This window comes from Niallia tiangongensis (assembly GCF_044704065.1).
Taxonomy (GTDB): domain Bacteria; phylum Bacillota; class Bacilli; order Bacillales; family Cytobacillaceae; genus Niallia; species Niallia tiangongensis.
The window spans coordinates 2947181-2973054 of sequence record NZ_CP162613.1; the positions used below are offsets into that span (position 1 = coordinate 2947181).

At 33.8% G+C, this 25874-nt stretch carries 24 protein-coding genes and 1 other RNA gene; 6 read left to right on the forward strand and 19 right to left on the reverse strand.

The genetic code is table 11. The features are described 5' to 3' along the window. Positions 1-23 precede the first annotated feature (23 nt). Positions 24-311, reverse strand: coding sequence for a hypothetical protein (locus AB3U99_RS14150; RefSeq protein ID WP_400241896.1), 288 nt, complete (start codon positions 309-311; stop codon positions 24-26). Positions 312-708: 397 nt separating this feature from the next. Between AB3U99_RS14150 and cspD the strand changes: the two genes are divergently transcribed. After that, positions 709-909 carry a cold-shock protein CspD gene (gene cspD, locus AB3U99_RS14155; RefSeq protein WP_009332654.1) on the forward strand — a complete coding sequence of 67 codons (201 nt, stop codon included), beginning with the start codon at positions 709-711 and terminating at the stop codon, positions 907-909. Positions 910-1057: 148 nt separating this feature from the next. Here the strand turns inward: cspD and AB3U99_RS14160 are convergent, their stop codons facing one another. Together AB3U99_RS14160 and AB3U99_RS14165 are read right to left on the reverse strand one after the other, a co-directional pair. Then, a complete protein-coding gene (locus AB3U99_RS14160; protein ID WP_400241900.1) occupies positions 1058-1243 on the reverse strand; it encodes a zinc-finger domain-containing protein in 186 nt (61 codons plus the stop codon). A gap of 29 nt (positions 1244-1272) precedes the next feature. Then, positions 1273-1932 carry a reverse transcriptase-like protein gene (locus AB3U99_RS14165; protein WP_400241902.1) on the reverse strand — a complete coding sequence of 220 codons (660 nt, stop codon included), beginning with the start codon at positions 1930-1932 and terminating at the stop codon, positions 1273-1275. Between the two features lie 354 nt (positions 1933-2286). On the opposite strand from AB3U99_RS14165, the gene AB3U99_RS14170 reads away from it, so the two are divergent. Both AB3U99_RS14170 and AB3U99_RS14175 read left to right on the forward strand, forming a co-directional pair. Then, on the forward strand, positions 2287-2676 hold the full coding sequence (locus tag AB3U99_RS14170; protein WP_400241903.1) for a reverse transcriptase-like protein: 390 nt from the start codon (positions 2287-2289) through the stop codon (positions 2674-2676). 16 nt (positions 2677-2692) lie between these two features. Continuing rightward, positions 2693-3625, forward strand: a complete 933-nt coding sequence (locus AB3U99_RS14175) for a DMT family transporter (protein ID WP_400241905.1) — start codon at positions 2693-2695, stop codon at positions 3623-3625. A gap of 117 nt (positions 3626-3742) precedes the next feature. On the opposite strand, the gene AB3U99_RS14180 is transcribed toward AB3U99_RS14175, so the two are convergent. Both AB3U99_RS14180 and AB3U99_RS14185 read right to left on the reverse strand, forming a co-directional pair. After that, positions 3743-4012 (reverse strand): DUF6123 family protein, encoded by a 270-nt coding sequence (locus AB3U99_RS14180; protein ID WP_400241906.1) that lies wholly within the window; start codon positions 4010-4012, stop codon positions 3743-3745. A gap of 325 nt (positions 4013-4337) precedes the next feature. Continuing rightward, positions 4338-4817, reverse strand: a complete 480-nt coding sequence (locus AB3U99_RS14185; protein WP_400241907.1) for a divergent PAP2 family protein — start codon at positions 4815-4817, stop codon at positions 4338-4340. Positions 4818-4926: 109 nt separating this feature from the next. On the opposite strand from AB3U99_RS14185, the gene sspL reads away from it, so the two are divergent. Further along, complete coding sequence (sspL, locus tag AB3U99_RS14190; RefSeq protein WP_400241909.1) at positions 4927-5064, forward strand: small, acid-soluble spore protein L; 138 nt, start codon at positions 4927-4929, stop codon at positions 5062-5064. Between the two features lie 21 nt (positions 5065-5085). Here sspL and spoIIP read toward each other — a convergent pair whose 3' ends face one another. The 3 genes from spoIIP to AB3U99_RS14205 form a co-directional block, all read right to left on the reverse strand. Next, a complete protein-coding gene (gene spoIIP / locus AB3U99_RS14195; protein ID WP_400241911.1) occupies positions 5086-6024 on the reverse strand; it encodes a stage II sporulation protein P in 939 nt (312 codons plus the stop codon). Then, positions 6014-6553 (reverse strand): RNA polymerase sigma factor, encoded by a 540-nt coding sequence (locus tag AB3U99_RS14200; protein ID WP_400241913.1) that lies wholly within the window; start codon positions 6551-6553, stop codon positions 6014-6016. The genes spoIIP and AB3U99_RS14200 overlap by 11 nt, the downstream gene beginning before the upstream one ends. A gap of 387 nt (positions 6554-6940) precedes the next feature. Beyond that, positions 6941-7813, reverse strand: coding sequence for a 5'-3' exonuclease H3TH domain-containing protein (locus AB3U99_RS14205; RefSeq protein ID WP_400248080.1), 873 nt, complete (start codon positions 7811-7813; stop codon positions 6941-6943). Positions 7814-8632: 819 nt separating this feature from the next. On the opposite strand from AB3U99_RS14205, the gene AB3U99_RS14210 reads away from it, so the two are divergent. Further along, positions 8633-9904 (forward strand): IS110 family transposase, encoded by a 1272-nt coding sequence (locus tag AB3U99_RS14210; RefSeq protein ID WP_400241915.1) that lies wholly within the window; start codon positions 8633-8635, stop codon positions 9902-9904. Between the two features lie 1321 nt (positions 9905-11225). On the opposite strand, the gene AB3U99_RS14215 is transcribed toward AB3U99_RS14210, so the two are convergent. Genes AB3U99_RS14215 through AB3U99_RS14225 form a run of 3 tightly spaced genes read right to left on the reverse strand, consistent with a single transcriptional unit; the run spans position 11226 to position 16218 of the window. Next, positions 11226-11711: a GNAT family N-acetyltransferase gene (locus AB3U99_RS14215; RefSeq protein WP_400241916.1), complete on the reverse strand. Its 486-nt coding sequence runs from the start codon at positions 11709-11711 to the stop codon at positions 11226-11228. Between the two features lie 35 nt (positions 11712-11746). Further along, positions 11747-12595, reverse strand: a complete 849-nt coding sequence (locus AB3U99_RS14220; RefSeq protein WP_400248081.1) for a sulfurtransferase — start codon at positions 12593-12595, stop codon at positions 11747-11749. 35 nt (positions 12596-12630) lie between these two features. Continuing rightward, on the reverse strand, positions 12631-16218 hold the full coding sequence (locus AB3U99_RS14225; protein WP_400241918.1) for a dynamin family protein: 3588 nt from the start codon (positions 16216-16218) through the stop codon (positions 12631-12633). A 737-nt stretch (positions 16219-16955) separates the two neighbouring features. On the opposite strand from AB3U99_RS14225, the gene AB3U99_RS14230 reads away from it, so the two are divergent. Then, positions 16956-17408: a chemotaxis protein CheX gene (locus tag AB3U99_RS14230; RefSeq protein WP_400241920.1), complete on the forward strand. Its 453-nt coding sequence runs from the start codon at positions 16956-16958 to the stop codon at positions 17406-17408. 510 nt (positions 17409-17918) lie between these two features. Here AB3U99_RS14230 and AB3U99_RS14235 read toward each other — a convergent pair. From AB3U99_RS14235 to AB3U99_RS14270, 8 genes are all read right to left on the reverse strand, one after another. Further along, positions 17919-19442, reverse strand: coding sequence for a carboxypeptidase M32 (locus AB3U99_RS14235; protein ID WP_400241922.1), 1524 nt, complete (start codon positions 19440-19442; stop codon positions 17919-17921). A gap of 216 nt (positions 19443-19658) precedes the next feature. Beyond that, positions 19659-21572 carry an ATP-dependent DNA helicase gene (locus AB3U99_RS14240; RefSeq protein ID WP_400241924.1) on the reverse strand — a complete coding sequence of 638 codons (1914 nt, stop codon included), beginning with the start codon at positions 21570-21572 and terminating at the stop codon, positions 19659-19661. Between the two features lie 369 nt (positions 21573-21941). Beyond that, positions 21942-22112 (reverse strand): hypothetical protein, encoded by a 171-nt coding sequence (locus AB3U99_RS14245; protein ID WP_400241926.1) that lies wholly within the window; start codon positions 22110-22112, stop codon positions 21942-21944. A 108-nt stretch (positions 22113-22220) separates the two neighbouring features. Beyond that, positions 22221-23354, reverse strand: coding sequence for a class I SAM-dependent RNA methyltransferase (locus AB3U99_RS14250; protein WP_400241928.1), 1134 nt, complete (start codon positions 23352-23354; stop codon positions 22221-22223). 216 nt (positions 23355-23570) lie between these two features. Continuing rightward, an RNA gene (gene rnpB, locus AB3U99_RS14255) (RNase P RNA component class B) lies at positions 23571-23952 on the reverse strand. A gap of 107 nt (positions 23953-24059) precedes the next feature. Further along, the gene (gene gpsB, locus AB3U99_RS14260; RefSeq protein WP_400241930.1) at positions 24060-24362 is read right to left on the reverse strand and encodes a cell division regulator GpsB; all 303 of its coding nucleotides are present in this window, start codon (positions 24360-24362) and stop codon (positions 24060-24062) included. 76 nt (positions 24363-24438) lie between these two features. Further along, positions 24439-24996 (reverse strand): DUF1273 domain-containing protein, encoded by a 558-nt coding sequence (locus tag AB3U99_RS14265; protein ID WP_400241932.1) that lies wholly within the window; start codon positions 24994-24996, stop codon positions 24439-24441. 406 nt (positions 24997-25402) lie between these two features. Beyond that, positions 25403-25747, reverse strand: coding sequence for a CotD family spore coat protein (locus AB3U99_RS14270; RefSeq protein WP_400241933.1), 345 nt, complete (start codon positions 25745-25747; stop codon positions 25403-25405). Between the last annotated feature and the right edge of the window lie 127 nt (positions 25748-25874).

Consider the following 25874-nt stretch of genomic DNA (forward strand, 5'->3'; position numbering starts at 1 on the left):
AAAAAACTAGCTGGATAGCTAGTTCACATAAAGTACTTTTTTATCTTACTGTCTGTTTGGATATACCAATTTTCTTTTTCGATTATATTCGACACAGTTAAAATAAGAGATGGGATCTTTTCTACATTGAATACGATTAAGCCGATTTTTTTAACCATTATGACAAAGGACTTCCCATGTGAAAAAGCGGGTAACACATTCCCTAATTGAAGAATGCTTTTTACAACTGCCTCCTTGCTGTCATCCTCTAATACAGTATTCGGTGTAAATCGCAAAATCCAATTTTCATTTTCAATCGAAAATCGATACATTAATGCCACCCTCTTATTCTATTTCCTTCAAAAACAAAACTGCTACTTCATAATATGTTGAAAATGAGTATTTATGAAACATATTATTTTAGTTTAGAGGACATATTAAATTATTTAAAACAAATTGTATCACACTATACAAAATTATTAATTCGATATTAGCTTCGTTGTATCCGTTTACTTGCTAATTTTAAACAAGTAAGCCTTTTCAAAATTTTGGTGAAATTTTCGGAAAAAACGCTTAGAAACCTTGACTACATATAGGTTATCGTGTATATTATAGTCATCATTTAACAAAATTCAGAATAATTATTTTCTATTATTATTTTGTTCTATGAGAATATTTATTTTATAGGCACCAATCATGTGTCTTGAAAGGCTTAGGAGGAAATATAATATGCAAAACGGTAAAGTAAAATGGTTCAATAACGAAAAAGGATTTGGATTTATCGAAGTTGAAGGTGGAGACGATGTATTCGTACATTTCACTGCTATTCAAGGCGAAGGTTTCAAGTCATTAGAAGAAGGACAAGAAGTTTCTTTCGAAATCGTTGAAGGAAACCGTGGACCTCAAGCTGCTAATGTTGTTAAACTATAATTAATAATAAATTATATTAATAATAGTAGTCAGGGGATTTTTCTAGAAGGTTTCTTCTTGAGAAATTCCCTTTATTTTTGCCCATCATAAATTTGACTGATTACTTTAAAATAATAGTAAAAGACGAAAGGTGGAAGTATGTTTCCCCTTACTTCGCACCTGATAATTTTTCTCCATATTCCTTTAGCTTATAACCCACCGTACACTGCGAAATACAAAAGCGGTGAGCCCTTCTTTTTCCATACTCTAATTTATTTTGTCGATATAAAAAACAATCCTTGCAATAATCTTTCATTAACTCATCTGCTTCCTCAATCAGTTTCTTTCGTTCCAAGCCACACCCCTCCTTTACCTATAACCATATTAAAGCAATTGCATTTTACTGTAGATACGCTTTCCTTCTAGGCTTTGAGTTGCAAGTTTATCCGCTTCTTTATTTTCATTTCTCCCAATAGAAGTATATATCATATTTAAATGTAATTTTTTAATTTTAGCTTCTATTCGATCGAGCCATCTATTTAATTCTTCTTCATAGCATGGCCATTCGCCTTCTAATTGCTTTAATACTACTTGTGAATCCCCCTTTACTTCACAAGTAACAGCCCTTACCTCTAGTTCCTCCAAAAGATTTAAGGCGTGAAAAAGGGCTGCGTATTCTGCTTCATTATTAGAGAGAATATCATGAAATAATTCATTTGCCCGAACTCTAAATTTCTTTTTGCCCTGCTGAAAGAAAAGGACAACACCGATTCCTGCTGTTTTTGTTTCCTTATGGTAGCCACCATCAAAATAAATCGTAAAATCATGTGGCTCCTCTTCCATTTCTTCATTCAGTTTTCGTAATTCCTTTAATGTCCAGCTTATTCCTTTTTCATCATAAAAAATAAGATCCTTTGTATCATTTCGTTTCTCCAACTCCTCCCCTATTTCAAGAGCAAGAGCTGATTGGATCCAATCAGAAGTAAAATGAATACTTTCCTTCTTTTTCTTCATCTGAAATGTATATTCCAATTTGTATTTCATAATGGTACAACCTTTCTACAAATAAAGTAACTTTCGAAGCTTCGGTGTCTTCTTGCTTAGGAGTTGGCTAAAAGGCTACTAAGCAAAAAATTATAAAAAACATTCCCATCACATCTTTTTTTCATTTATAATATTTTCATCGTTTCATTTATTCATTATTACTTTTCACATTAACCATTGCTTGTCATTATATCATTTTTCAATCCATCAACAGGAGCCTATCTAATATTTATAACTCGGTTACATGTTTAATGATATATATACAGCTTTTGCGTTTTGTATGAAAACAAATTGTAAAAAATAGTTAGTACACAATTATTGTTTAATCATATCAAAATTTCAGGAGGTATCAAAATGATTGAAGTTTATATTGATGGCGCCAGTGCTGGAAATCCTGGTCCTAGTGGTGCTGGTATCTTTATAAAAGGGCATGGTTCTGCAGAGAAATACTCTTTCCCACTTGGTTTGATGAGTAATCATGAAGCAGAATATTTTGCATTGATTAAAGCTTTAGAAATCTGCATTGATAAAAACTATCGCACAGTGAGCTTTCGTACAGATTCTGAATTAGTAAGTCGAGCTGTTGAAAAGGAATTCGCTAAGAATAAAAAATTTGCCCCCCTTCTTGAACAGGCCTTGAAGCTCGCAAGGGAATTGGATTTATTTTTTATTAAATGGATTCCAAGTAATGATAATAAAACAGCTGATGAATTAGCAAGACTTGCAATTAGAAAAAATAAATAAGGAAAGGAATCGTCCATTGAAAATACATACTTCTCAACGATTTGCAGATTTATCCCTTTTATTTGTTGCTCTAATATGGGGTTCTACCTTTGTAATTGTTCAAAATGCAATTGCCTTTTTGCAACCACTTATCTTTAATGGGATTCGGTTTTTCCTAGCTGCTCTTTTTTTATTCCTATGGTTACTTCTATTTAAGCCTTCCCAACTGAAGCAAATAAATATACATTGTTTAAAAGCCGGAATTATTTTAGGTATCTGTTTATTTATCGGCTATGCTTTTCAAACAATTGGGCTAGTATATACGACTAGCTCGAAAGCAGGTTTTATAACTGGATTAAGCGTTGTGCTTGTTCCTTTATTTATGTATCTTTTTATGAAACAAGCTTTATTGATCACTCATATTATTGGTGTTATTATTGCTACAATTGGTCTCTATCTCTTAACAATAAGCAAGGCATTTTCTTTTAATATTGGTGACTTTTTTGTACTAATTTGTGCCATAGGCTTTGCATTGCAAATCATCTTAACAGGAAAATATAGTAAAGAATATCCAACGTTATTATTAACGATTGTGCAGCTTTTCACTGTATCTATTCTAGGGTTTATTGGTAGCATTTTATTTGAGAATCCAATGTCTAATTTTAAAATGAATATCATTTTCCACAAAGAAGTAATAATTGCTTTACTCATTACTTCTATCCTTGCTACAGCTATGGCATTTTTAATCCAAACAAGCTTACAAAAATATACCAATTCTACTAGGGTTGCGTTGATTTTTGCAACTGAACCAGTATTTGCAGCAATGACTGCATATCTCTTTAATAATGAACAGTTAACAGCTAGTGCTACGATTGGTTGTGTGCTGATTTTACTAGGAATGGTTTTTTCCGAATTGCCGAGGAAAACATTGCTTGCAGCATTTAAAAGAGGTAGCTTTATAGAGAAGTAATTAGAAAATTCCCTTAGATTTATTATACTCTCCATTCTAATACGATTTGAACTATTATGGTGCTTCGTTCACCATAATAGTTTAACAAAAACAAAAAAGCCACTCTATGTAGATACATTAAAGTGGAAATAAATGATTTTTTTTTATAAAGTTCATTACTTCTTTTTTTGTTTTCAGTTCGTTGTCGATAAACATCTCGAGTAAAGAGACAAAAAAGCTCCCATCAAATTTCTTTTGTATTTTTAAAGTACATTCAATTGCTGTAATTACAAGCTCGTCTGTAGCATTTGTATATGCTTTGCCAAAATAAATAAAACCTATTGCATCGTCACCGAAGGAAAAGCCTTTCCCATCTAAAAAAAGCAAATACTCCTCTACCGTTTTCAAACTTAACGTACATTCCCCTCTATCCTTTTACCTACATGTTACTTTATATCACGACATTTTTCTAGCTTTTTCAACACTATTTAACAACTTTAATGACTATTGTCACGATTTTTCAATTTACTTCGATAACTTAAAAAAAAGATTGAGGCTGGGACATAAGTATTCCAGCTTGCGATAAAAACGAAGGAACGAATTAGACTTTACACTTGACTATATTTAAAATCATAAATATTCAGGATGAAAAAGTAGCCTATATTTAAGAACTAAATTAGAGATTGTTCGTCTTTACAGCTTGGCTATTTAGTTTTGTCCCAGCCTCTTCTTTTTAACGGCGTATAAATGTTTTTTTCTTCTTCGTACATAAATGCCCTAAGAAACCGATAAAAATACCTAATAAAGCACCACCAAATACTTCTTGCGGCTGATGACCTAGCATTTCTTTTAACTTTTTTGGTTGCTGTTCTTTATAGGCAATATTCTTATCTGTATTAATTTTATCTACTAGCTCTCCTAAATCATTTACCTTTAACGTTAATTCTCCTGTCTGTCTTCGAATTCCCTGAGCATCGTACATGACGATTAATCCGAAAATAAGCGATAAAGCAAAATCAATGGTTGGTAAGCCACGTTTTAATGCGATGAAAGTTGTTAGAGAAGAAACGCCCGCGGAGTGAGAGCTTGGCATCCCTCCTGTTTGAAAAAACAAGCCTTTATCCCACTTCTTTGTTTTAAAAAAATGGATGGGAATTTTTAAAAACTGAGCCATTCCAATGCTTATTAAGGCAACATAAATGCCCTTATTCATATCCAATCACCTCTTTCAAATAGTCTCTTTATTTACGGATGATATTATTCTTATTTGCCCATACTATAATTGATTTTTATTTCCATTATGACTTTAAGAGGTGAATGCAATGAGTAATAAAAACCATACAAATAGAGGAAAAGCAGCTGGCGGGGTAAATCCACAAGGCTACGGTCAAGACGCTGATATAACACCATCTCCAAAAAGCAAATTAGAAAATGCTGCGAAGAAGAAGAATACAAAATAATGATAATCCATTAATTTGCTATTAAGATGGGGCTGTAAAAAGCCCCATCCAGCTTGAATTATTCTTTTTTTCTTCAATGATTTCTTTAATGACTTCGGCAAAAGCATCTGTAGTTCTGTATACTTCTTCAACAGAATTTTCAGCTCCACCTATTTCTAATAAAACAGAATCATTATGAAGATCCTGATTATATGTGTTTTGCGGATTTACTCCTTTTTCTAAAACACCCCTTGATAGACCAGGATATAATTGTTGTAATTTCTCATTAAGCTGGAAGGCAAAATCTTTATTTTCTTCATAATTATCACTTGTCATTGATACAACAAATAAAATTCTCGCATAGTCTTTTCCATCAATGTTTTTAGTTGTATCCGTTCTTTTTTCTGAGCCTCTGTGAATATCAAAAATCATTTTGATATTTTTATATTCCTTTAATGTTGCCTGTAACTTTTCTCTTGAAATAGAATAAGAATCGGTAAAAGATAAATTTCGTTCTAATAAGATTCCTGTAATATCGGTGTCATCATGGATAGCGTTAATATTTTTTTCAATTAATTTCTTACTTAATTCTTTACCAACCAACGTTACATTTTCCGAATCACTAACGGCTTCATTAGGATTGGTAACGCCAAGCTCCGGCATAAATGATTCTGAATTATGAGTATGATAAATGTAAACTAGTGGATCTTTTTCTTCAATAGCAAGGGATGATTGATTTTCTACACTATGGAAAGCTCCTGTAATACTCTCTGTCCCATTGAAAAAGAATAACCATGAAATAGCGAAAGAGAAAAGTGAAAATCCAGCTGAAATGGCAGAAACCTTCTTAATCATCCATTTTCTATTCACCTTCCTTGCCTTTTGTCTAAGGCTATTTTCCGTGGATAAGATAAAGTCATTGCTCGGATGTTGGGGATATGCATCCTTTATCATATCAAATAAGTCTTTTTCATTTTGCATTTGTTATAACCTCCTCCGCATGAAAATTCAGTTTTCTTTTTAGAGCTTTTAACGCTCTATGATAATCTACCTTAACTTTTGATTCCGTGCACTGCAGAATTTCAGCTGTTTCGTTAATGGAAAATTCATTTATGCCACGGAGAATTACCACAGCTCTATGATTAGGTTTTAATGTAGATATTGCCTCATGCACCATTTGTTTCATTTCGGAAATTTCAAAAGCTTCATCAGGTTTTTTATCATTCGCTTCTAACTGTTTAAAAAAGCCTTCTTTAAAAATAGTGGCAAATTTCTTTTTTCGATAGTGATCCACTGCTACATGCTTTGCTATCGAAAAGATCCATGTTTTTAAATTGTTTCCACTATGAAAATTGGCAATCTTTTTTAATACGCGAATAAATACTTCCTGTGTCAAATCCTCTGCGTCTGTTTGATTTCCTGAAAAACAAACGAGAAATCTGTAAACATCTAAATAATGCTCATTATAAATAGAAACAATGCTGGATTCTACGTTCTTTGGATCAATCAATCGTTTCCCCCCTTATGATGTCTTCACCTATTATTCGTTTGAAGCAATTAAAAGGTTACAACTATTTATTATAAAGTGGAGACTTTTTTGATTTTTTCTTGCTTTCCTCTTGTTAAGAATTTTAAAATATATCCAATAAAAAAAGAACGGAACACAACTAAAGAGATAATCTGTAAAGAAGAATAATGTCTACTTTAGCCTTTAAATAAAGCAATAAACAAATAAAAACCCAAACGATTATACGAAACTTTCCATTAGCATTTCGTATAATCGTTTGGGTTTATCTTTTGTTAGAATATTTGTCCCAGGTTCTTGGGTACCTTGTCCTTTATCCTTCTAGTTTAGTATACCAATACAAATTTTGTGTAAAATATACTAAACCATTTATTAAAATAACGTTAGCTCTTCTTTCTTTTCTACATAATGATGAAATCTTTTAAATTCTAGTTCCTCGAATTTCTTAATTGCGGTATTTGGATTGATATCTAAATAGCTATCTTCCAACAAACAGCTTACCGGAACGTCGCATTTAATCTCTGCCAATTGTCTGCTTAAATGGAGCATTTCGAGGTCTGCTTCAATTTTCGTACGCTGACCCTTCGTAAGCAACGATAAATTAGCTAAAATTCCTTCTATATCCTGATGAACTTGGAGAAGCTTTAAAGCGGTTTTTTCCCCTATCCCCTTTACGCCAGGATAGTTATCACTTGTATCCCCCATTAATCCCTTTAAATCGATCATTTGCTTGGGAGTAATCCCTTTTTCCTCTTGAAAATTGGCTGGTGTATAAACCATATAGTTACCATATCCTTTTTTTAATAACGCAACAGAAATATGATCATCCAGTAGTTGAAGAATATCTTGATCTCCTGTTAAGATGGTAACATTTGCTTCACCTTTCATTTGTTTCGCAATCGTTCCGATACAATCGTCAGCTTCAAATCCTGTTATCCCTATATTCGGTAAATTCAAGCTTTCTACAACTTCTTTTACCAAATCAAATTGTGGAATTAATTCAACAGGAGCGTCTTGTCGATTCGCTTTATAAGAAGGGTACATTTCTGTTCTAAATGTAGTACTTCCCATATCCCAGCAAACCGCAACATGTGATGGGGTAAAATGTTCAATTGCCGTAAAAAAATGTTTTACAAAACCATGAATCGCATTTGTTGGAATTCCTTTTGAGTTAACCATATATTGACCTGTAACAGCTGTTGCAAAAAAAGCACGAAATAATAGCGCCATCCCATCTACTAGCATCAAGTTTGCTTGTTTCTCATTGATCAAATCACATCTCTCCTTTATTTCCATTAGTTCATTATAACAGATTCTAAAAAAGTTGTGGCTGGTAGCTTTTTCTTCTCCATTTTTGAATTGATGAAATTTAAGGAAGGCTGTTTGTATGTTTGTTGCTGTTAACACGAAGTCTGAACAATTTATCCATACAGCCTAAGGAAATAACAGGAGACTAATTTTCTAAACCATTCCGTTTTGAGGTGGTTTTTTTAAAATAAGTGCTGAAATGACGATCGGATTGGCATCATTATTGATATTTAAAAAGGGAAAACTCGCCGTAGTAATAGGCGAGTTTCTTAATTAGGAAAATAAAATCTCACTCACAGGTGATATGGTTCATCGTATTCTTTTAAATAAGGTGTCTTCTCCTCTCCTTTATCGAAGAACCGCGAAAGTAAAATAAGCGGAGATTTTCCACTAGCATTGCATATGTATCCACAGGTCAAAAAATAAATTTAAACACGAGTCTGGGACATATGTATTCCGGCCATAAATAAACCCGAACAACCATACGATACTTGATGATTGTTCGGGTTTATATTGGTTTATAAAAGGCTGTTTCAGTAAAGATGGTGTTATTATCCGCAGCCTGAATACACTTCGCTTTCCATGGGGCGAGCGCCAAGCCTCCTCGTCACTTAAGTTCCTGCGGGGTCTCGGACTTTCTCGCAGCTCCCATAGGAGCATTCCTGTGGGGTTAGTTTTAGGGGCTTGCATAAAAAAAGATCCTCCTATATGATGCATGTATCAACGCCAATCAATACGCATCAAGGAGAATCTACTATGAATAATAATCGTAATCAAAAAATAAATCAAGTCACTAATTCTACTCTGATACTGGGCATTGATATAGCAAAAAGAACGCATTATGCTTGTGCAGTGGATGATAGAGGACGGGAATTAAGTAAATCTTTTGCCGTCCATCAGTCTAATCAAGGCTTTCAACAATTTTATATCTACTTACATCAATTGATGAAAAAACAGGAAAAAAAGGATCTTTTGATCGGTTTTGAACCTACTGGTCATTATTGGATGAATCTCGCTGCATTTCTTGCCTCCAAAGGCATTCGTTACGTCATTGTCAATCCCTTACATGTTAAACGATCGAAGGAATTGGATGACAATCTCCAAACAAAGAATGATAAGAAAGATGCGAGAGTTATTGCCAAATTAATCACAAACGGCTATTTCAGTCCTATTCGCAAGCTAGAAGGAATAGAAGCAGAACTTAGACAAGGGTCTTCTATTCGGGGGAGTGTGAAGAAAGAAATAGCGAAAGTAAAAAACCAGATCATTCGCTGGACAGACAGGTATTTCCCTGAATTTCATACTGCTTTTAAAGAGTTAGGCAAGAATGCCTGTGCGGTGTTAAAACAGACACCTTTACCAGTAGACTTAGAAGGACGGGACGTAGAAGAGTTGATCACTTTCTACCGAGAGAAAGAACATCTGGCCTATCCAGCAAGACCCAAAATAGCCAAATTAATAAAGGCTGCAGAACAATCCATCGGCTTAAAAGAAGGCGTTGAAATGGCACGACTGGAAATTGTTATGTTGATACAAAAATATGAATTATATACAAATCAGTTAGAAAGAGTGAATAAAGAATTAAAAGAAATGGTGGAAGGCCTAGCAGAATTTCACTATCTTTTATCGGTTCCAGGTATTGGGGAAGAGACAGTGATTGATTTACTGTCAGAAGTAGGATCTCTAAAGAACTATCAACATCCACGCCAACTCATAAAATTAGCGGGATTAACGTTACGAGATAATTCTTCTGGAAAGTTTATAGGTCGAAAAAGTCTTTCAAAGCGAGGGAGAAGAAAACTACGATCTCTTCTCTACCGGGCAGTACTCCCTTTAATACGAAACAATAAGGTCTTTCACGATTTATATCAATATTATATTACCAGGACAAAAAATCCACTAAAGAAAAAAGAAGCACTCGTTATACTCTGTAGTAAACTATTGAAAGTTTTTCATGGGTTAAGTAACCAACAAGTTTTATTTGATGGAGAACGGATGAGACAGGATCTTTCCGTCCTCCAGCTTTAACTAATCCAAGGTAGAGTAATAGAAACAGTAAATCACAAGATGACACAGTAGCTGGCTTATAAAAAGACATACGACTTAGAGTCTATATAGGAGCAGGATGCCAGCCTCTACCTTATGATGAAGCCAAACGAAGGAATGTAAGCGCGCGACGCTAAGAGACATGGGAGGGTACGTTCTCGTAAGAATAGTAGAGACCAAAGTGCATCAAATAATGTATATTTGTCAATTAATCCCTATTGACTCTAGCGAAGCGTCTTCTTAATTCCCAGTTATTTTTAAAAATGGGTAATACCACCTGAAATGAATCTGAAATAACTTTTAAAAAATTTTTTATTTCTCAAAAAATCTACTACAAACGTTGGTATATCAACTTTTCTGGAGGGAGTCTACGTGTATTCAGGCTGCTCCGTCTTTCTAATTAATTAATTTTTTCTATTTCCATAATAGTTATAGAAAAACAATCTTTAAAAACGAATTAGTTTTACACTGACTATATTTAAAATCATAAATAACTAGCATGAAAAAGTAGCCTTTATTTAAGAGCTAAATTAAGGATAGTTCGTCTTTACAGATTGGCTATTTAGTTTTGTCCTAGCCTCCTGTTTTATGGACGAAAGTAAAAAAGTCCCTTAAAGTAGAAGCTGAACCCACGTTATCCGTGACTGCTACTAAAGGAGACTTTCATGGATAACATCATATCAAATCAGACTGTATTTAGTAAATACCTATCTTTCTTACCGTTTGAAACATTTAAGTGTTCGTTCTTAGACAACGGTGTTAAAAAACTGACCACCGCTAATCTAATGAGGATTTGTGTCGCCATGCAATTGGGAAATTGGAAATCCTACGAGGAAACAGAAGAACGTATTCGCGCTATGGAAGGGACAGAGGAACTGTTTAGCCTTACTAGCATTAGTGCTTCTCAACTTTGTCGTCGAGTCAATGCTTTACCTTCCATCCTCCCACGGCAGATGCTTAACCTGATCTCCCAACCGATAAGTGCGGACCCTCTCAATCCCAGATGAGGGAATCAGTAACTATTTATCGACCAGCTTATAAGGATCAATTAAATTGGTACTCAAAACAGCACTACAAATGACAGAAGTTTTGACCCTCTTATTTAATTGTACAATACTTATTGTCCATCAAAATAGTGATGTCAATTGCTTTGTCAAATCTAAAGAAATTCCGCAGAAACCTTGATAAATAAAGAAAAGACGTATGCCAATTCATATGTCTTTTCTTGTGTCATTTAGTAAGAATGCACCCGAAAACGGAACCCTTTACTAATTTTCCCCATTAGTTTCCTGTTCTTAATCACTTATTTTAAGATAAGTTCAAAACTACTGTATTCTCTTCCCTTTTCATCTAATTTTGTCTCTACTTTTGTAAATCCTAAGCTTTCAAACATTTTTTTAGATGCGATATTATATGAATATATTTTCTTAACCTTCATTTTCTCCCATTCAAGCCTCTTGGCTCTTTCGATTAATAACCCTATAATTCGTTTTCCTAACCCTTTCCCTCGAAAAACTTTCGGTCCAATAACAATCGGTAGCATATCTTCGGCTAAGGTTACATCACCAATAGGCTGCCACTTATGTTCATCAAAAATCTCAATTATGTATAGTTCCCCTAGTTTTGATAAGTAGCTGTACATTCTCTCTATAATGTTTATATCATATGGCGCAGTACCATCTCCCTCAGAGAAATAGAGAACTTCTTTATCTTGATACCAGGGGAGAGCGATAGTTAAGTCTTCTGGTATCTGTATAGGTCTTAATCGCAATTCTTTGTCTATTAACATTCTTTACTGCCTCTCCTTAGACATCAATACTTTGTTCATTCTTCTATCTTGTTAGGCAAACAGGTCTCAATTGCATTTTCACCATAAGAAATCCAATCACTAAAACTGCCCGGATAAAGCTTTACTTTGTCTAATCCTGCCATTTTTAAGGAAATATAATTAGGGGTAGCAGTTATGCCAGAGCCACAATATACAATATACTCTTTTCTTGGATCTAATGAGGAAAACCTTTCTTTTTGCTCATTAGTCGACAAAAAGAAGCCGTTTTTTAATCCTTCTGTCCATACAAAGTTTATTGCTCCAGGGATATGTCCACTTTTCTTATCTATAGGTTCTATCTCTCCTATATACCGTTTATGTTCTCTGGAATCAATAAGCACCTTATCTTCCTCTTTTACTTTTACTTGAGCTGAAACATCCTCGTATGTAGCAATCATTTGAGACTGAATAGCAAGTGAGATAGTACCCTGTGAAAAAGTCGGGACTTCTTTTGAACTAGGAAAATCCTTTTTTACCCATTCATTATAGCCGCCATCCAAAATATATGTATTTGAATGACCTATATAGTTTAATAACCACCAGAGTCTACTGGAAAATGCCCCCTCCCCATTATCGTAGGCAATGACGATAGTTTCCTTACCAATACCTATTTTTTCTAGTTTAGAAACAAATTCTTCTATAGCTGGTAATGGATGTCTTCCCCCGTGTTCGGTTACTGGATTAGAGAGGTCTTTTTCTAAGTGAAAGTAAACGCTATTCGGGATATGACCTTCTTTATACCATTCGGTTCCAGCATCAGGATTTTTTAAATCAAAACGACAATCAATAATTCTCACCGAATTATATTCTAAATTTTCCTGCAGCCAATCAACACTTTTTACAATTTCCATCTTCATTCCTCCTCTTGTATTCCCTGTTTTTAGTTAGTTTGTTTCGGAAAATCTTTTTGTGTTGATTCTTTAATTATCCACTCAAGCTTATCTATATTTTCATGTTCCGTTAAAAGTGCGGTTTTTCCATCATAATATTCGACCACTTGTTCTTTTAAATTATCAAGAAGTGTATCGAAATGTTGTTCAAATAACTCTTTATAAAAAGTAAAGAAGGAGTGGATTTGCTCTTTTATAAAGATATTCCCATGCTCATCAACTAATTGTTCTAACTCTACCCCCATATTCTTTCGGTCATTATTTTCAAAAAAGCTTTTTGGATTTTTGTAATATTTTGTTCCGATTTTATTAAGGGCATTATCTAATTCTTTGAAAGGAGCATGATACGTTAATTTTGAAGCCAATGCATTTTCCATTTCTTCTTGCAAACGAATTTCTCCATTGATAGATTGAATCGAATGCTGGATTCCTTGATACCCATCTTTTCTTCCTTTATAAAATTTTTGGTCCAGTCTTACATTTACTGCTCGCAATTCTTGTTCAAATTCAAAATTCAACTGTATTAGAAACGAAGCAGTCGCAATGGAAATTTCTCTTTTCTTATTATCCCCTCGTAAAATGGATGGATGATAGGATTCCTTTATTAATTCCTGCAATCGAAACATGATTCTTTGCTTTAAATAAAATAGTTGTTCTTCAACTTCCATTTTAAATTTCGCTAATAAATCTCGAAACGTTATTGTTTCAAACTGTGAGAGTATATTCCGTTTTTCTTCCTCCATCCGAGAAAACTCTTGTTCAGCTTCTTCCTTTTTCGCAAAAGCAGATTTAACTAGCTGCTTTAAAAGTTCAATCGTCCCTTCATAATCTTTTTTAGCAGATTGGAGCATCATTGATAGCCATTCATGTTCAATAAATTCATACATTTTAGCCTCTGCTTTTTCCATCCATTTCCCGTAAATTTCATGCTTATAATAAAGACTAGAAACAGGAAGAATTCGTGGAGAACGTATACCATATAATTGCAGTTGCTCTTGTAAATACACCTCTACAGCTTCTTGCTCTTCTTCATCCTTCGCTAAATCTATTGCATTAATGACAAAAAATATTTTATCCTTTTCGAAAGCATCCTTTAATCTTCCAAGCTGTACTAAAAAAGCACGATCCGCTTTGGAAAATGCGTGATTATAGTAGCTGACATAAAAAATACAATCTGCTTTTTTCATAAATTCAAAGCTTAATTCCGTATGTCTGCTGTTTATAGAGTCTCCTCCTGGTGTATCAACGAGCGTAATTCCTTTTCTAGTAATTATACAATCAAAATAAACATCTATTGAAGCCACAAAACAAGAGGTTTCTTCCACTGCTACAAAATTCGAAAGCTCTTCTAAACCAACATTAATCTCACTGCCCAAATGATCTCGATGGGCAGAATACCCTTTTACAAAAGCTTGCAGATAGCGAAATTCATTTGCATATCTCTCGACAGGTTTAGCAGCCAGCTTTTTTATCAAATTTTGTGCAGATTCTAATGAACTTGCCTCTTCCTTCACTAATTGTAAATAGTCATTTATCTCTGTAAGCATTTCTGACTCAGTTTTCCATTTAACAATCACCGTTTTATGTGGATGGGCTTCATCTATTGGCAAAATTCGGTTTATTGTTGCCGTAGTTGGATTTGGCGAAACGGGCAAAATCGGATAATCTAGTAAAGCATTGGCAAAAGAAGACTTCCCTGCACTAAAAGCACCAAATAAGCAAATAGTATATGTTCGATTTTCAATATTGGAGGCTTTGGTGAGCAAATTCTTTGCTATATGTGTAAAACCCTTTACTTGTTGCAGGTTATTACTTAAAAAACGTAATTGTTTAATTAGTAAATCTGTATCAAATTCATTTCTTTCTTCTCGTTTACTATCCTCAGTCAGATTTCTTTTCTTGTCCACGGCTCTTGTGTTTATGGATGATAATGTATGGTAAGTAATTTTTTCTTTATCTGAATCTAGTAACCTTTGCAAAAGACTCTCATCAACTGATTGTGTGATAAAGAGATGATTTAGGTTCTCTCTCCACTCTTGCCATTTAGTCTCAAGCTCTTCCTTTTTTAGCTTACAGTCTACAAATCCTTGCCAGATTTTCTGTTCTTTCTTAAGTTCTTCTTTTTCCGTATGTAATTGCCGCTGGCGTTCTTCTTTCCATTGAGCAAATAGTGTCGCAATTTCTTTCCTAAAAGACTGTTTCAAATCATTTTCAACAGTCTCACAATATACCAGAACATAGTTTTCAGAAAGCTGTGCATCCTTATTTACTAACTCTTTCAACCTATGCATATTTAAAATAGAGGCAAGCCCTTTAATTTTCGGAAAATACTCTGGCTTACCGTGTTTCTCAAAAAACTGCGATAATGGCGTTATTAATTGTATTTGAACAAGCTTTTCGAGCTCTGTGTAAAAAGCTAATAGTCTTTCCTCTCTTTCTTTTTGTGTTTTGTTTTTACTGCCAAATAATCCAATTTTAAAATTTTTCTGTTCTGTTTCTAAATACGATTTGGCCAATTCACGAAGATTGAATGGCATAATATATGCATTCTTAATAATCGAATGCCATTCATTTTCTAAAGATAATACTGTTTCGTTTTCATTCTTATCTATTGTTTGAATGGCATTTTTTATTGTACTCAAGGTTGATTCTAATGAACGATACTCTTCCTGTGTTAAACCTGATAACTGCTCCTCTAAAGGAGCGATTCTTTCAGCATACTTTGTTTCAATAAAGGAATTATGGTCTTTATATAGCTTTTGAAAGGATTCATCCATTGAAATAGGAAGAGTCAACTCTTTTTCTTTCATTTTTCCAACAATATATCTCTTTAACTCTTCCAATCCTTGATAGAAAAAATTCGTTTCGATTAATGTAGTAAAGAAAATTTTTTCTGGCTTAATCCCATAAGATAAAAAGGAGTCAGAAACACTTTGTTTAAAGTCTTGAAATGAAATTTCTCCTTCTCGATGTTTATCCATTTGATTAACGATTAATACAAACTTTTTTCCTGAATCAACTAGCTGTTTCGTAAAATCAAAATTTATTTCGGACTGTACATGATTATAATCAACGACATAAAAAATAATATCTGCAAGATGAATGCTAGATTCTGTTGCTAATTGATGGGCTTGATCTGTACTATCTATTCCTGGAGTATCCATTAAAATAGCATTCTCTAAAAGCAGTTCCGTATCCAATTGGACTTCTAATTCTTTTATATCCTCCACTCTTTCAGTTGCCCGTAAAACGCCTTTTATATCAAGAACATCTTTATAAACGTCTGCTTGATTAGAGCAATAAGAAACTTTTAACTGCTTGCTTCCTTTTTTGACCCGAAAAATATTAGCCGTTGTTGGAATGGGGCTAGTTGGTAAAACATTTGTACCAACAAGTTTATTAATCATGCTTGATTTCCCAGCAGAATAATGTCCACAAAAAGTTGCAATAAATTCTTGTCTAGTCGCTTTTTTAATTAGTTCTTTCAACCTTTGCGCAGTTTGTTGATCATCATGTGCCAAAAAATATTGATAAAATGCTGTCCATTTATGTAATGTGTCTGTATTCGTTGAAAGCATGATAAGCTCCTTTTCATCTGTGTTTCTTTTATTTTAACTATTTTCCACATAACAATAAAGTAAAATTAACTGAAAATTGAAAGCGACGACAAAAAAATGAAACTTCCATCAGTTTGGGTTTTCCTTCTTCCCCCCACTGATGGTTAGTTGAACCATACGGACCTGTACGGACAGTTGATCTCTGCCTAACTTCCTCGAATGCTCATAAGCAAGAGATGATAAACTTACTAAGCTGATAAATTTTTCTAATATCTAAGCAATTTACTTATAGTTTTACCAAGCTGCTTCCGATTCCAGAATAATAAAAAACTGCTTTCCCTTGTCAGCAATCCCTATGTAGGTAGTTAATGCTAACAAGAAAAAACAGTATTCCATATTTATATGTAATTACAATTATTTAATATCTGTTGCTTTTGTCGTATGATCTAAAACATACTTCATAACAAATAAATAACTGATAACCGTTAAACCAATTGGAAAAGCTATCATTCGTTACACCTCGTTTCCTTAATGAGAATAATTTTCTATCTCAATTACATATTACCATTATTGAAAATCATTTTCAATAAGAAAAATCAGTTACATTTTTCTACCCTTTTAGTAGTGAAAAATCCTATAAAATAAAGCGTGTAGGAAAAATGTACCATGAACTTTCTCCTATTTTCCAAAAAAATTATAAACAAAATAGGTCTATTTTATGATAAGATGGTTTTATCTAGAGGATGGGGGAATAGTGAGTGACATTAACTAAAAGTACAACTGAAATTTTAAACGGAACAATTGAAGCTGTAAAAGGTGTTATTCCCTGCGAACTACAGATTGAGAGGCCTTCTGTAACTGTCTCACCCTTTGTTTTAAAATCTTTAGGGGTATTAATAGGATTAACTGGAGATTTACGCGGCAGAATCATTATAGATGGGGATGACCAAGTTTTCGGTAAGCTTGGCGAGTCCATGTTTGGTATGTTTTTGGAAGGAGCCATGCTTGAATCATTCTCCGGGGAATTAGGGAATATGATTGCTGGTAATTTATCTACATTTGTATCTCAAAATGGAATTGATATAGATATTACACCACCTACCGTTTTAGCAGGTGAAACAAAGCTATCTGGTTTTGAAAAAGCACTTAACTTACCTATTTCACTAAAAAATATTGGTCAATTAACCATTGTTCTTATTTTAGAAATATAAAGTTCAACTTCAATCAGTGTTATTTCCATCCACATTGATTGAAGTTGAACTAATCCACTTTCCACTGAAGTTTCCCCCATTTATAATTTCTTATTTTCTCACCCATTCAGGCTAGGGAATCCTTCTGGTCGTTCATGCAGAATAAAAACAAACAGAATAATAGATTTTTATCTATCCTATTTATTTTCCTCTACATTATTTTCTTATTATCTGTATGGCTTTGCACTTCAATTTTAATTTTATTCTCCACTTTATGCCCACAACATTTACAAATTGTCTTTTCTTTATAGATAGTCAGGCAGTGACTACAATAATAATTTACCATATTTATCACACCCACTTCTTTATAAACATATATTAGTATATTTATCATTCGTGGAATATGTGCCAAAACTAGAAAAGATTAACCGATTTGTTATAATCGATTTAATTGCAAAGCTGCTGTAATATAGAGATACTTTGAAGAGTAGGCTCGATTTGTCAGAATGGTTTTAGGTAAATTAATTTTGGTTATTGCTCTAACTGATATACGTCACTATATTTATTATAAAGATAATCAATTAGATATTGAGCATTTAAGCCTTCTCCAGTAACATCTTTCAATATTTCAAGTGGTTTTTTCATTTTTCCGTAGCGATGAATTTTTTCATTAAGCCATTCTTTTATAGGCAGTAATTGGCCTTGTTCTAATAAATCATCGAATTCAGGAATGTCTTTTTGCATTACCTGTTTTAGTTGTGCTGCATACATATATCCAAGTGCATAGGAAGGAAAATAACCAAAGCTTCCTCCAGCCCAATGTACATCTTGAAGAACACCTTCCCCATCATTTTCAGGAACCACTCCTAAATAGGATTGATATTTCTCATTCCAAATCTTCGGCAAATCCTTGACCTGTAAATCACCATCAAATAAACCTTTCTCTATTTCATAACGAATCATAATATGTAGCGGATATGTTAGTTCATCTGCTTCAATTCTGATTAAAGAAGGCTTTGATTCATTGATTGCACGATAAAAATCTTCAACGGAAACTTGATCAAACTGACCGCTTGTATATGATTTTAGTGTTTCATAGTTATGTTTCCAGAAGGATAAATTTCTTCCCACAAAATTCTCATAAAATAGTGATTGGGATTCATGAATTCCCATAGAAGTTCCTGAGCATAAAGGAGTACCGATTAAATCTTTAGAAATATTTTGTTCATATAACGCGTGACCAACTTCATGGATTGTTCCAAATATAGCCACTCTAAAGTCTGATTCATCATATTTCGTCGTTATACGAACATCCCCTGGATTGATTCCTGTAGCAAATGGATGAACAGTTTGATCTAAACGTCCAGCATCAAAGTCATATCCTACTTGCTTTAACACTTCGAGGCTAAATGCTTCTTGATTTTCTTGTGAAAAATGCTGATATAAAAAGGCTGTAGATGGTTTGTGAGATGACTCTGCAATTTTATGTACTAAAGGCACTATTTTATCCCTTACATTAGAAAATACTTCATCTAAAACAGCGACTGTCATACCAGGCTCATACATATCTAATAAAACATCATATTTATTGTTTTTATGTCCCCAATACTCTATAAATTTCTTATTCATTTCTACTAGTTTTTCTAAATACGGCTGAAAAAGTGCAAAATCTGCTTTCTCCTTCGCTTCTTCCCAAACACTTTCTGCTTTGGATTGCAGCATAACATATTCTTTATATTCCTGAGCAGGAATTTTTTTATTACGATCAAAATCCTTTTTCATTTCCGCAACTGTCTTTCTTGTAATTGGTGATAATTCCATTTGAATGCTCTCTTCGGAGAGAACAGTAAGATAGGATTCTAATTGTTCGGAAGTTGATAATTCAAATAATTCAGACGATAATACACCAATTACTTCTGTTCGCTGGTTCACTCCTTTTTTTGGAGCCCCTGTACGTAAATCCCAATAAATCAAAGCAAGCGCTTCATTATACGCTCCTATCTTCTTCACATACTCCAAAAATTTTGTTTCAATCTCTTTTCCATTAATAGACAATATACTCTCCTCTTTTCAACTTAGTATGCTTTTATCATAACATACCAGTAGATTAACTAGGTATATTTAAAAATGAGGCTTAGAAAAAAGAGACATACTAGCTATTTGCAAAAAAATGTCTCACAAGTTCATTCTGTGCTGCTTGAATAGCAACTAGGTGTCATATTTTAAAGACACACTATTAGAATGACTAATGAGACATTTATTATTAACTGCTTAATTTGGTGTAACAGGCAATGCCTTTAATACCGCATTTTTCACTAAGTCTGTTTCGTCAATATCTATACATAAATGGATAGAACCTTTATCTTCATGTGTTCGAATTAATCGACCAATACCTTGACGTAGTCTTAAGATCATATAAGGTAAATCCACTTCTAAAAATGGATTTTCTACATTTTCTCGTTTACTTTTATACACAGGATCATTTGGAGGAAATGGCAAGGAATAGATAAATACATTCTCTAGTGATCTACCTGGCACATCTAACCCCTCCCATAAATTTACTGCACAAAGGATGGATTCTTCCTCATTTTGAAAGTTAGAAACAAGGGTACTGATTTCTCTTTCTCCTTCAAAATATATTGGAAGGGAAAAGTCCTTCGGTAGATTTCCCTTAAAACTAGCTAAATCTTCTTTGCTATTGAAAAGCACCAATGAGCGTCCATCTGCTTTTATCAATTCTTCATAGCAATAACCTTGTTTTTCGTTATTCGTTTCTTTCTCGAATGACTTAATATGAACAGTCATCTTCTCTTCGTAATCAAATGGAGAATCAACAGAAAAAGATAAATAATCAGATGCTCCAATACTTCTCGCCATATATTCAAATGATTTGCTTTCAGACAACGTTGCAGATGAGAAAATAATAGGTTTTTGTTGGCTAAATACTTCCTCTTGCATAATGTCTTGAACAAGTCTTGGCATAATCACAAGCGTTCTTTCCCCGTTCGTTTCTTCAAACCATGTAATTCCATTCATTTCCTTTAAAAATAAGCTTAATGAATGAGATATCTGTTCTAAATACTCCTCAACAACCTTTAAGTCATATTCATTAATAACATACATTTCGCTTTCAAACACGAGCTCTTCCTCTAACTCCGAAATATATCCTGCTAATTTTCTTCCTGAATGCATCACATTTTCTGTTTTTTTAATTTCTTGTTTATCAGAGCCTTCTGCTTTAAAGGAAGCATCTGTTAGCTCTCTAAAAAACTGCTCGTTCTGATAGATTGTTTCTTCAATGATATTCAATGTTTTTTCACGCACATCATTTGCCATCAATCGAGTTAATAGATTTTCCAAATTCTGTTCTGTTAATCGATATGTTAACGCATTTTGTGCTGCATATTCTAGTAAATGACCTTCATCAAAAACTACGCATGCACTATCAGGCAATAATGGTAGCTGCCCTTCTCTTTTTCTAGATTCTTTTGTCCAAATATGTTCCATATAGAAATCATGGGAACATATGATTAAATCCTTAGCATTCCGATAATAGTCTCTGTGCAATGTCTGTCCACAGCGATGGCGTTTGTCACATGTAAAACAATCTTGCATAGAATCCCATGCTACACCTTCCCAATCTTTATCATTTAAATCTGGATAATCCTTTCTATCCCCATATGGAGCAAAGGATTGCATAGAACCTGTTCCGTGAACAAAATCAGGAAGGCTGTCATAAATCGAATTATACGTATCTTCAAAGGTGATTTTTTGATCCAATTTTGTTAAGCATAAATACTGGTTGCGGGATTTTGCCAAGCGAACATCAATATTTAATCCAAGAGCTTGCTCTAGCTTTGCAATATCGCCTTCTTTTTTCACAAGCTGTTCGATTAATGTTTCATCTGAACAAGCAATAATTGCAGGCTTATTTACATATCGAGCATAACAAATGCTGTATAATAAATATACAAATGTTTTTCCAGTACCGACACCAGCTTCTGCAAAAATCGTTTTTTTGTCTTTAAATGCTTTTTCTAATTGATAAGCCATATAAACCTGCTCGTCACGTAATTCATATCCTGCTTCGGGAAGAATGTCATAAAAGACATCGCCAATCCATTCTCCCAATTTTTCATAAAATGATTCTGTTTTTGATACTTCAAATGGCATGCTATTTTGCATGATACCCCTCCGACTTTACGAATTGACTTCCTTTTTTCTCTCTTAGCTATATATAAATATTACAATGAAATTTTCATAACGAATCCTAATCATAGACAATTTAGAGCTAATATTCAAGTGAAAAGAGGGTTGCCTCAAAAGAATTTGGCACCCTCTCTTACTTTTTTTACATTTTCATTTTGTACTAAATTAAGCAACGGGAAAAATAGTGATTTATATCTAAAAATCGAGGATGAATAAAGTTCATTCTAATGCGCTCCAAACAATTGCTTTTCGAAAGGAGTCAAGTATCTGGAACTACATTCCACTCTCATTTTAAAAGATAATTCTTTACGAAATCAGAAAGTTACCTTTCCTTACATTTCTCCTTCACCCTCTATCTCTTGACAAGGAATGAGACAATGCTTGCTGAACTATTTGTTGGGCGTCAGAGAGCTGTTGAATCACGGTTTCGTCAGCAACTCCTTCTCCAGCCATAAGATCCATAGAAGAATTTAACGCATCCATTATTTTTGTATAATCTACTGTATTATCTTTCATAAATATTACCTCCAGAAAATTACGTATAGGATAAATATATACTGATACGAAAAAAATATACTTATCGAATCAGGTAATCTTTTAAAGGGACTATTTATTTTTTATGTTTTAATCTCTTTTTCGCTTTCCCCAATACTGGTAGTAATCTGTTCTAATAAATCCATTGAATAATTTACGTTTTTTCGTCGCTTTTTTGCCGTAATGTGTTTCAAACTCTTCATCACTTGTAAGCATATAAATGGACCATGTTTCAAGTGGAGCAAAAGCCTGTCCCATTTCTTGGTACATTTTTTGAACAGATGGTTTATCGCCTAGTCGCTCTCCATATGGCGGGTTCCCCACAATAACACCATTTTCTTTCATTGTGGTAAAGTCTTTTACTTGCATCTGTTTAAAGGTAATTAAATCTCCTAGTCCTGCCTCAAATGCATTTTCTTGGGCTATTTTAATCATACGATGGTCAATATCTGATCCAAAGATTTCGAGTGGCTGGTCATACTTTGCATTATCCTCTGCCTCTGTACGAACATCATTCCATACTTTACTCGGCATCCAATCCCAGCTTTCCGAAATAAAATCGCGATTAAAACCTGGTGCGATATTTTGTCCGATTAAAGCAGCTTCAATAGGAATCGTTCCTGATCCACAAAAAGGATCTACAAATGGTCGATCACCTGTCCAATTCGTTAGTAAAATTAACGATGCAGCAAGGGTTTCTTTTAGTGGTGCTTCTCCTTGGCCAGCTCGATAGCCCCGTTTATGAAGACCTTGACCTGAAGTGTCAATTGTTAATGTTACAATATCCTTTAAAATTGCTACTTCTATTTTAAATAAAGCTCCGTTTTCCTCTAGCCATCCTGTTTTCTTATAGTGCGAGCTTATTCGATTAACGATTGCCTTTTTTACGATTGCTTGACAATCAGATACACTGAAAAGCTTTGATTTTACCGATTTACCTGAAACAGGGAATTGAGCATTAACAGGTAAATACTCCTCCCAACGAATAGCCTTCGTCTTTTCAAAAAGTTCATCAAATGTTGTAGCCTTAAATTCGGCCACTTTTATTTTTACACGATCTGCTGTACGAAGCCACATATTGGTTCTCGCTATTGCGGTTTCATCGCCTTTAAATAATACCTTCCCATTATCTACTGTACAATCATATCCTAACTCTCTTACTTCTTTCGCAACTACTGCTTCAAGACCCATAGCAGCTGTTGCTATTAATTCAAAGTTTCGCATATTGTCTCCTTAATTATAACTAGAATTTCATCTTATGTATCTTATTTTATTTTTTCTTTCATTCCGTTAAATAGAAATAATCCATATAAAAAGGATGACCAGAATATATGCATGACATACTGTTTTGAATTAAAACTCTAACAGTTTATCAGACACCAATCTCCGTGTCACCCTTTGTGATTTTATCTTCATTCTCATAATTAATCAACATAAACGCTTTATAAGCCATGTTCTGTTCCTCTGTACTCATACGACTTTAACATCTCGTACAAAGGCGGTAATCATCTATCTACAGAAATATAATTTCTGTCCTTCTCATCCGTTCATTTCCTCAGAGAAAGTTCCCCTACCATAATTTGGGTTTCTCGCTCGTGGGGTTTACCTCGTTCCACCCTTGTCATTTCTGACAAGGCTACGTCACTGTGGCACTTTCAAGGTATTCATACCATATCCTAAGACTTAGGTATTTTCCCTGCCGTCAGCATAAATATGCTGCCCTAGCTTATTTTTTAACTAGGCACGAACACTACAAGCATCTCAGCCTGTGCGAGCATGGACTTTCCTCTACAAACAAAGTTTGCAGCGATTACCAAAGCGTTTTATTGATACAATAGCTATTATAGTTGTTTTAGCAAAGCATTGCAATGGTTATTATAGGTAATTCCTATCTTTTATATAGCATGATCATTATTTATCAAATGAAACTCAATCGTAAAGCTTACTACCAAACACATGCTTTTCTAAGTTAGATAATCTTTTTAAAATATCAAAATTAGTTGTGCCTGCTGTAGTTGGAGCTGGTTGTCTGCGACTAGCATCCTCCGCTTGCTTCTTTAAGCGTAAATTCTCTTGTTGAAGCTCTTCAATTTCTTGATGCAATGTTTCATAATCTTTAATAATTAAATCTAAAAACTTATCTACTTCTTCCGGCTTATATCCTCTTACACTTGTTTTGAACTCTTTTTCCAAAATATCTTTTGCTGTTAATTTCATTTTATCTGATAGCATTTATCGCTCACCTCAGTCGATTACCATTTATCTCAATTATTTTTTCAAATATACGCCATTTTGTCAATTAAATCTACTAATACTCTTCATTAAATCTGACTTCTTCCACAATATCTTGTAAATCTGAAAACTGGATTTTACGAATTTCATATTTGTTTTGTTCCTGATACATTTGAGCCAATTCGTACAAATACTTTGGACTACCAGGATTCTCCTCATCATAAAACAGAAGAAGCGTATCACTTTTTTTTAGTAAAAATACATTCTTATCTCTTAATTGCTGTGGATTCTCATAGGCTTTTTTGGAAACTGAATCAACGAAATCAGCCTGCATCATAATTTCTTCATACCACTCTTTATTTGCTTCTTTCCAATTTTGTTCCTGTTCAAGAAATGGAGTAATAATTCCAAGTTTTAAATCAGGGTATTCTTCCATTTGCAAATCATAAACAACTTCAGCAGCCCAGAGCTCTGTACCGAGTTGACCGCTAATTAATACCCATTCAAGTCCTTCTTCCAGCATTATCTGCAGGTTTTTCCTAATTGCTAATTTTATGTATTCTACTGCTGGTTCGTCTCGCTTAAATATTCCTATCTCAAAAGGCTTATAGCCAGAAATAACGGCTATTTTCATAATCGTATAAGTAACTCCTTCGTATTAACCATTATTACTATAAAATATATCATAAATAGTTTATCCCATAAAGAATTTATACTTACTTAGAAGAGGAGAAACACCTTTTCACCTCAAATTGTTGCATGACTGATTTCATTATATGATAAGTATTCGATAAAATGAACGAAAATAATCGTTACAATAAAATCAAACTTCCATCAATGGGGTTTTCCTTCCTCCCCAACTGATGGTTAGTTGAACCATTCGGACCTTTTTTGACAGTGGATCACCAACTTTTCCTCCTCGAATTCTTATAAAGCTTGCAGGCGAGAGACTTACTGAACTTTAAGAGTGGGATAAATCTTAATTATCATTTAGTAAATAGAAACAAGGATCTCAAACAAAGATCCTTGTTTTATCTTACTTATCTTTTTCTAAACGGAAATCCACCAGGCATTCCAGTTTGAGCTGGGAACATTTGACCAGTTGCTGTAAATGGTGTTCCTCCAGTTGTTGGATAAGCTGGAGCTACTGGTGCAACTGGATATGGAGCTGGAGCTGGACCCATATTAGCCTGGGTATTAGTTACCACATTCTCAACAGATTGAGTGTTTGGGAAGAAATGTTGGTGCTCATAATTCACATGGTTTACAGTAGTAGTATGTGTTGGATGAATATGTGGCACAATATTATTAGAAAAAGTGTTATTCACACAACATTTTGTCGGATGAACTACTGCAGGTAAAATATTATTAGGTTTACAATGCATAAGAAAATCTCCTCTCAAAAATTAGTTATCTTACAGTAACAATTTATGTAGAAAGGGATAATCTTGTACTAATACAAACACCTATTTTGTGGAGATATTTTTCACTGCATCCATAAATCACAAAAAT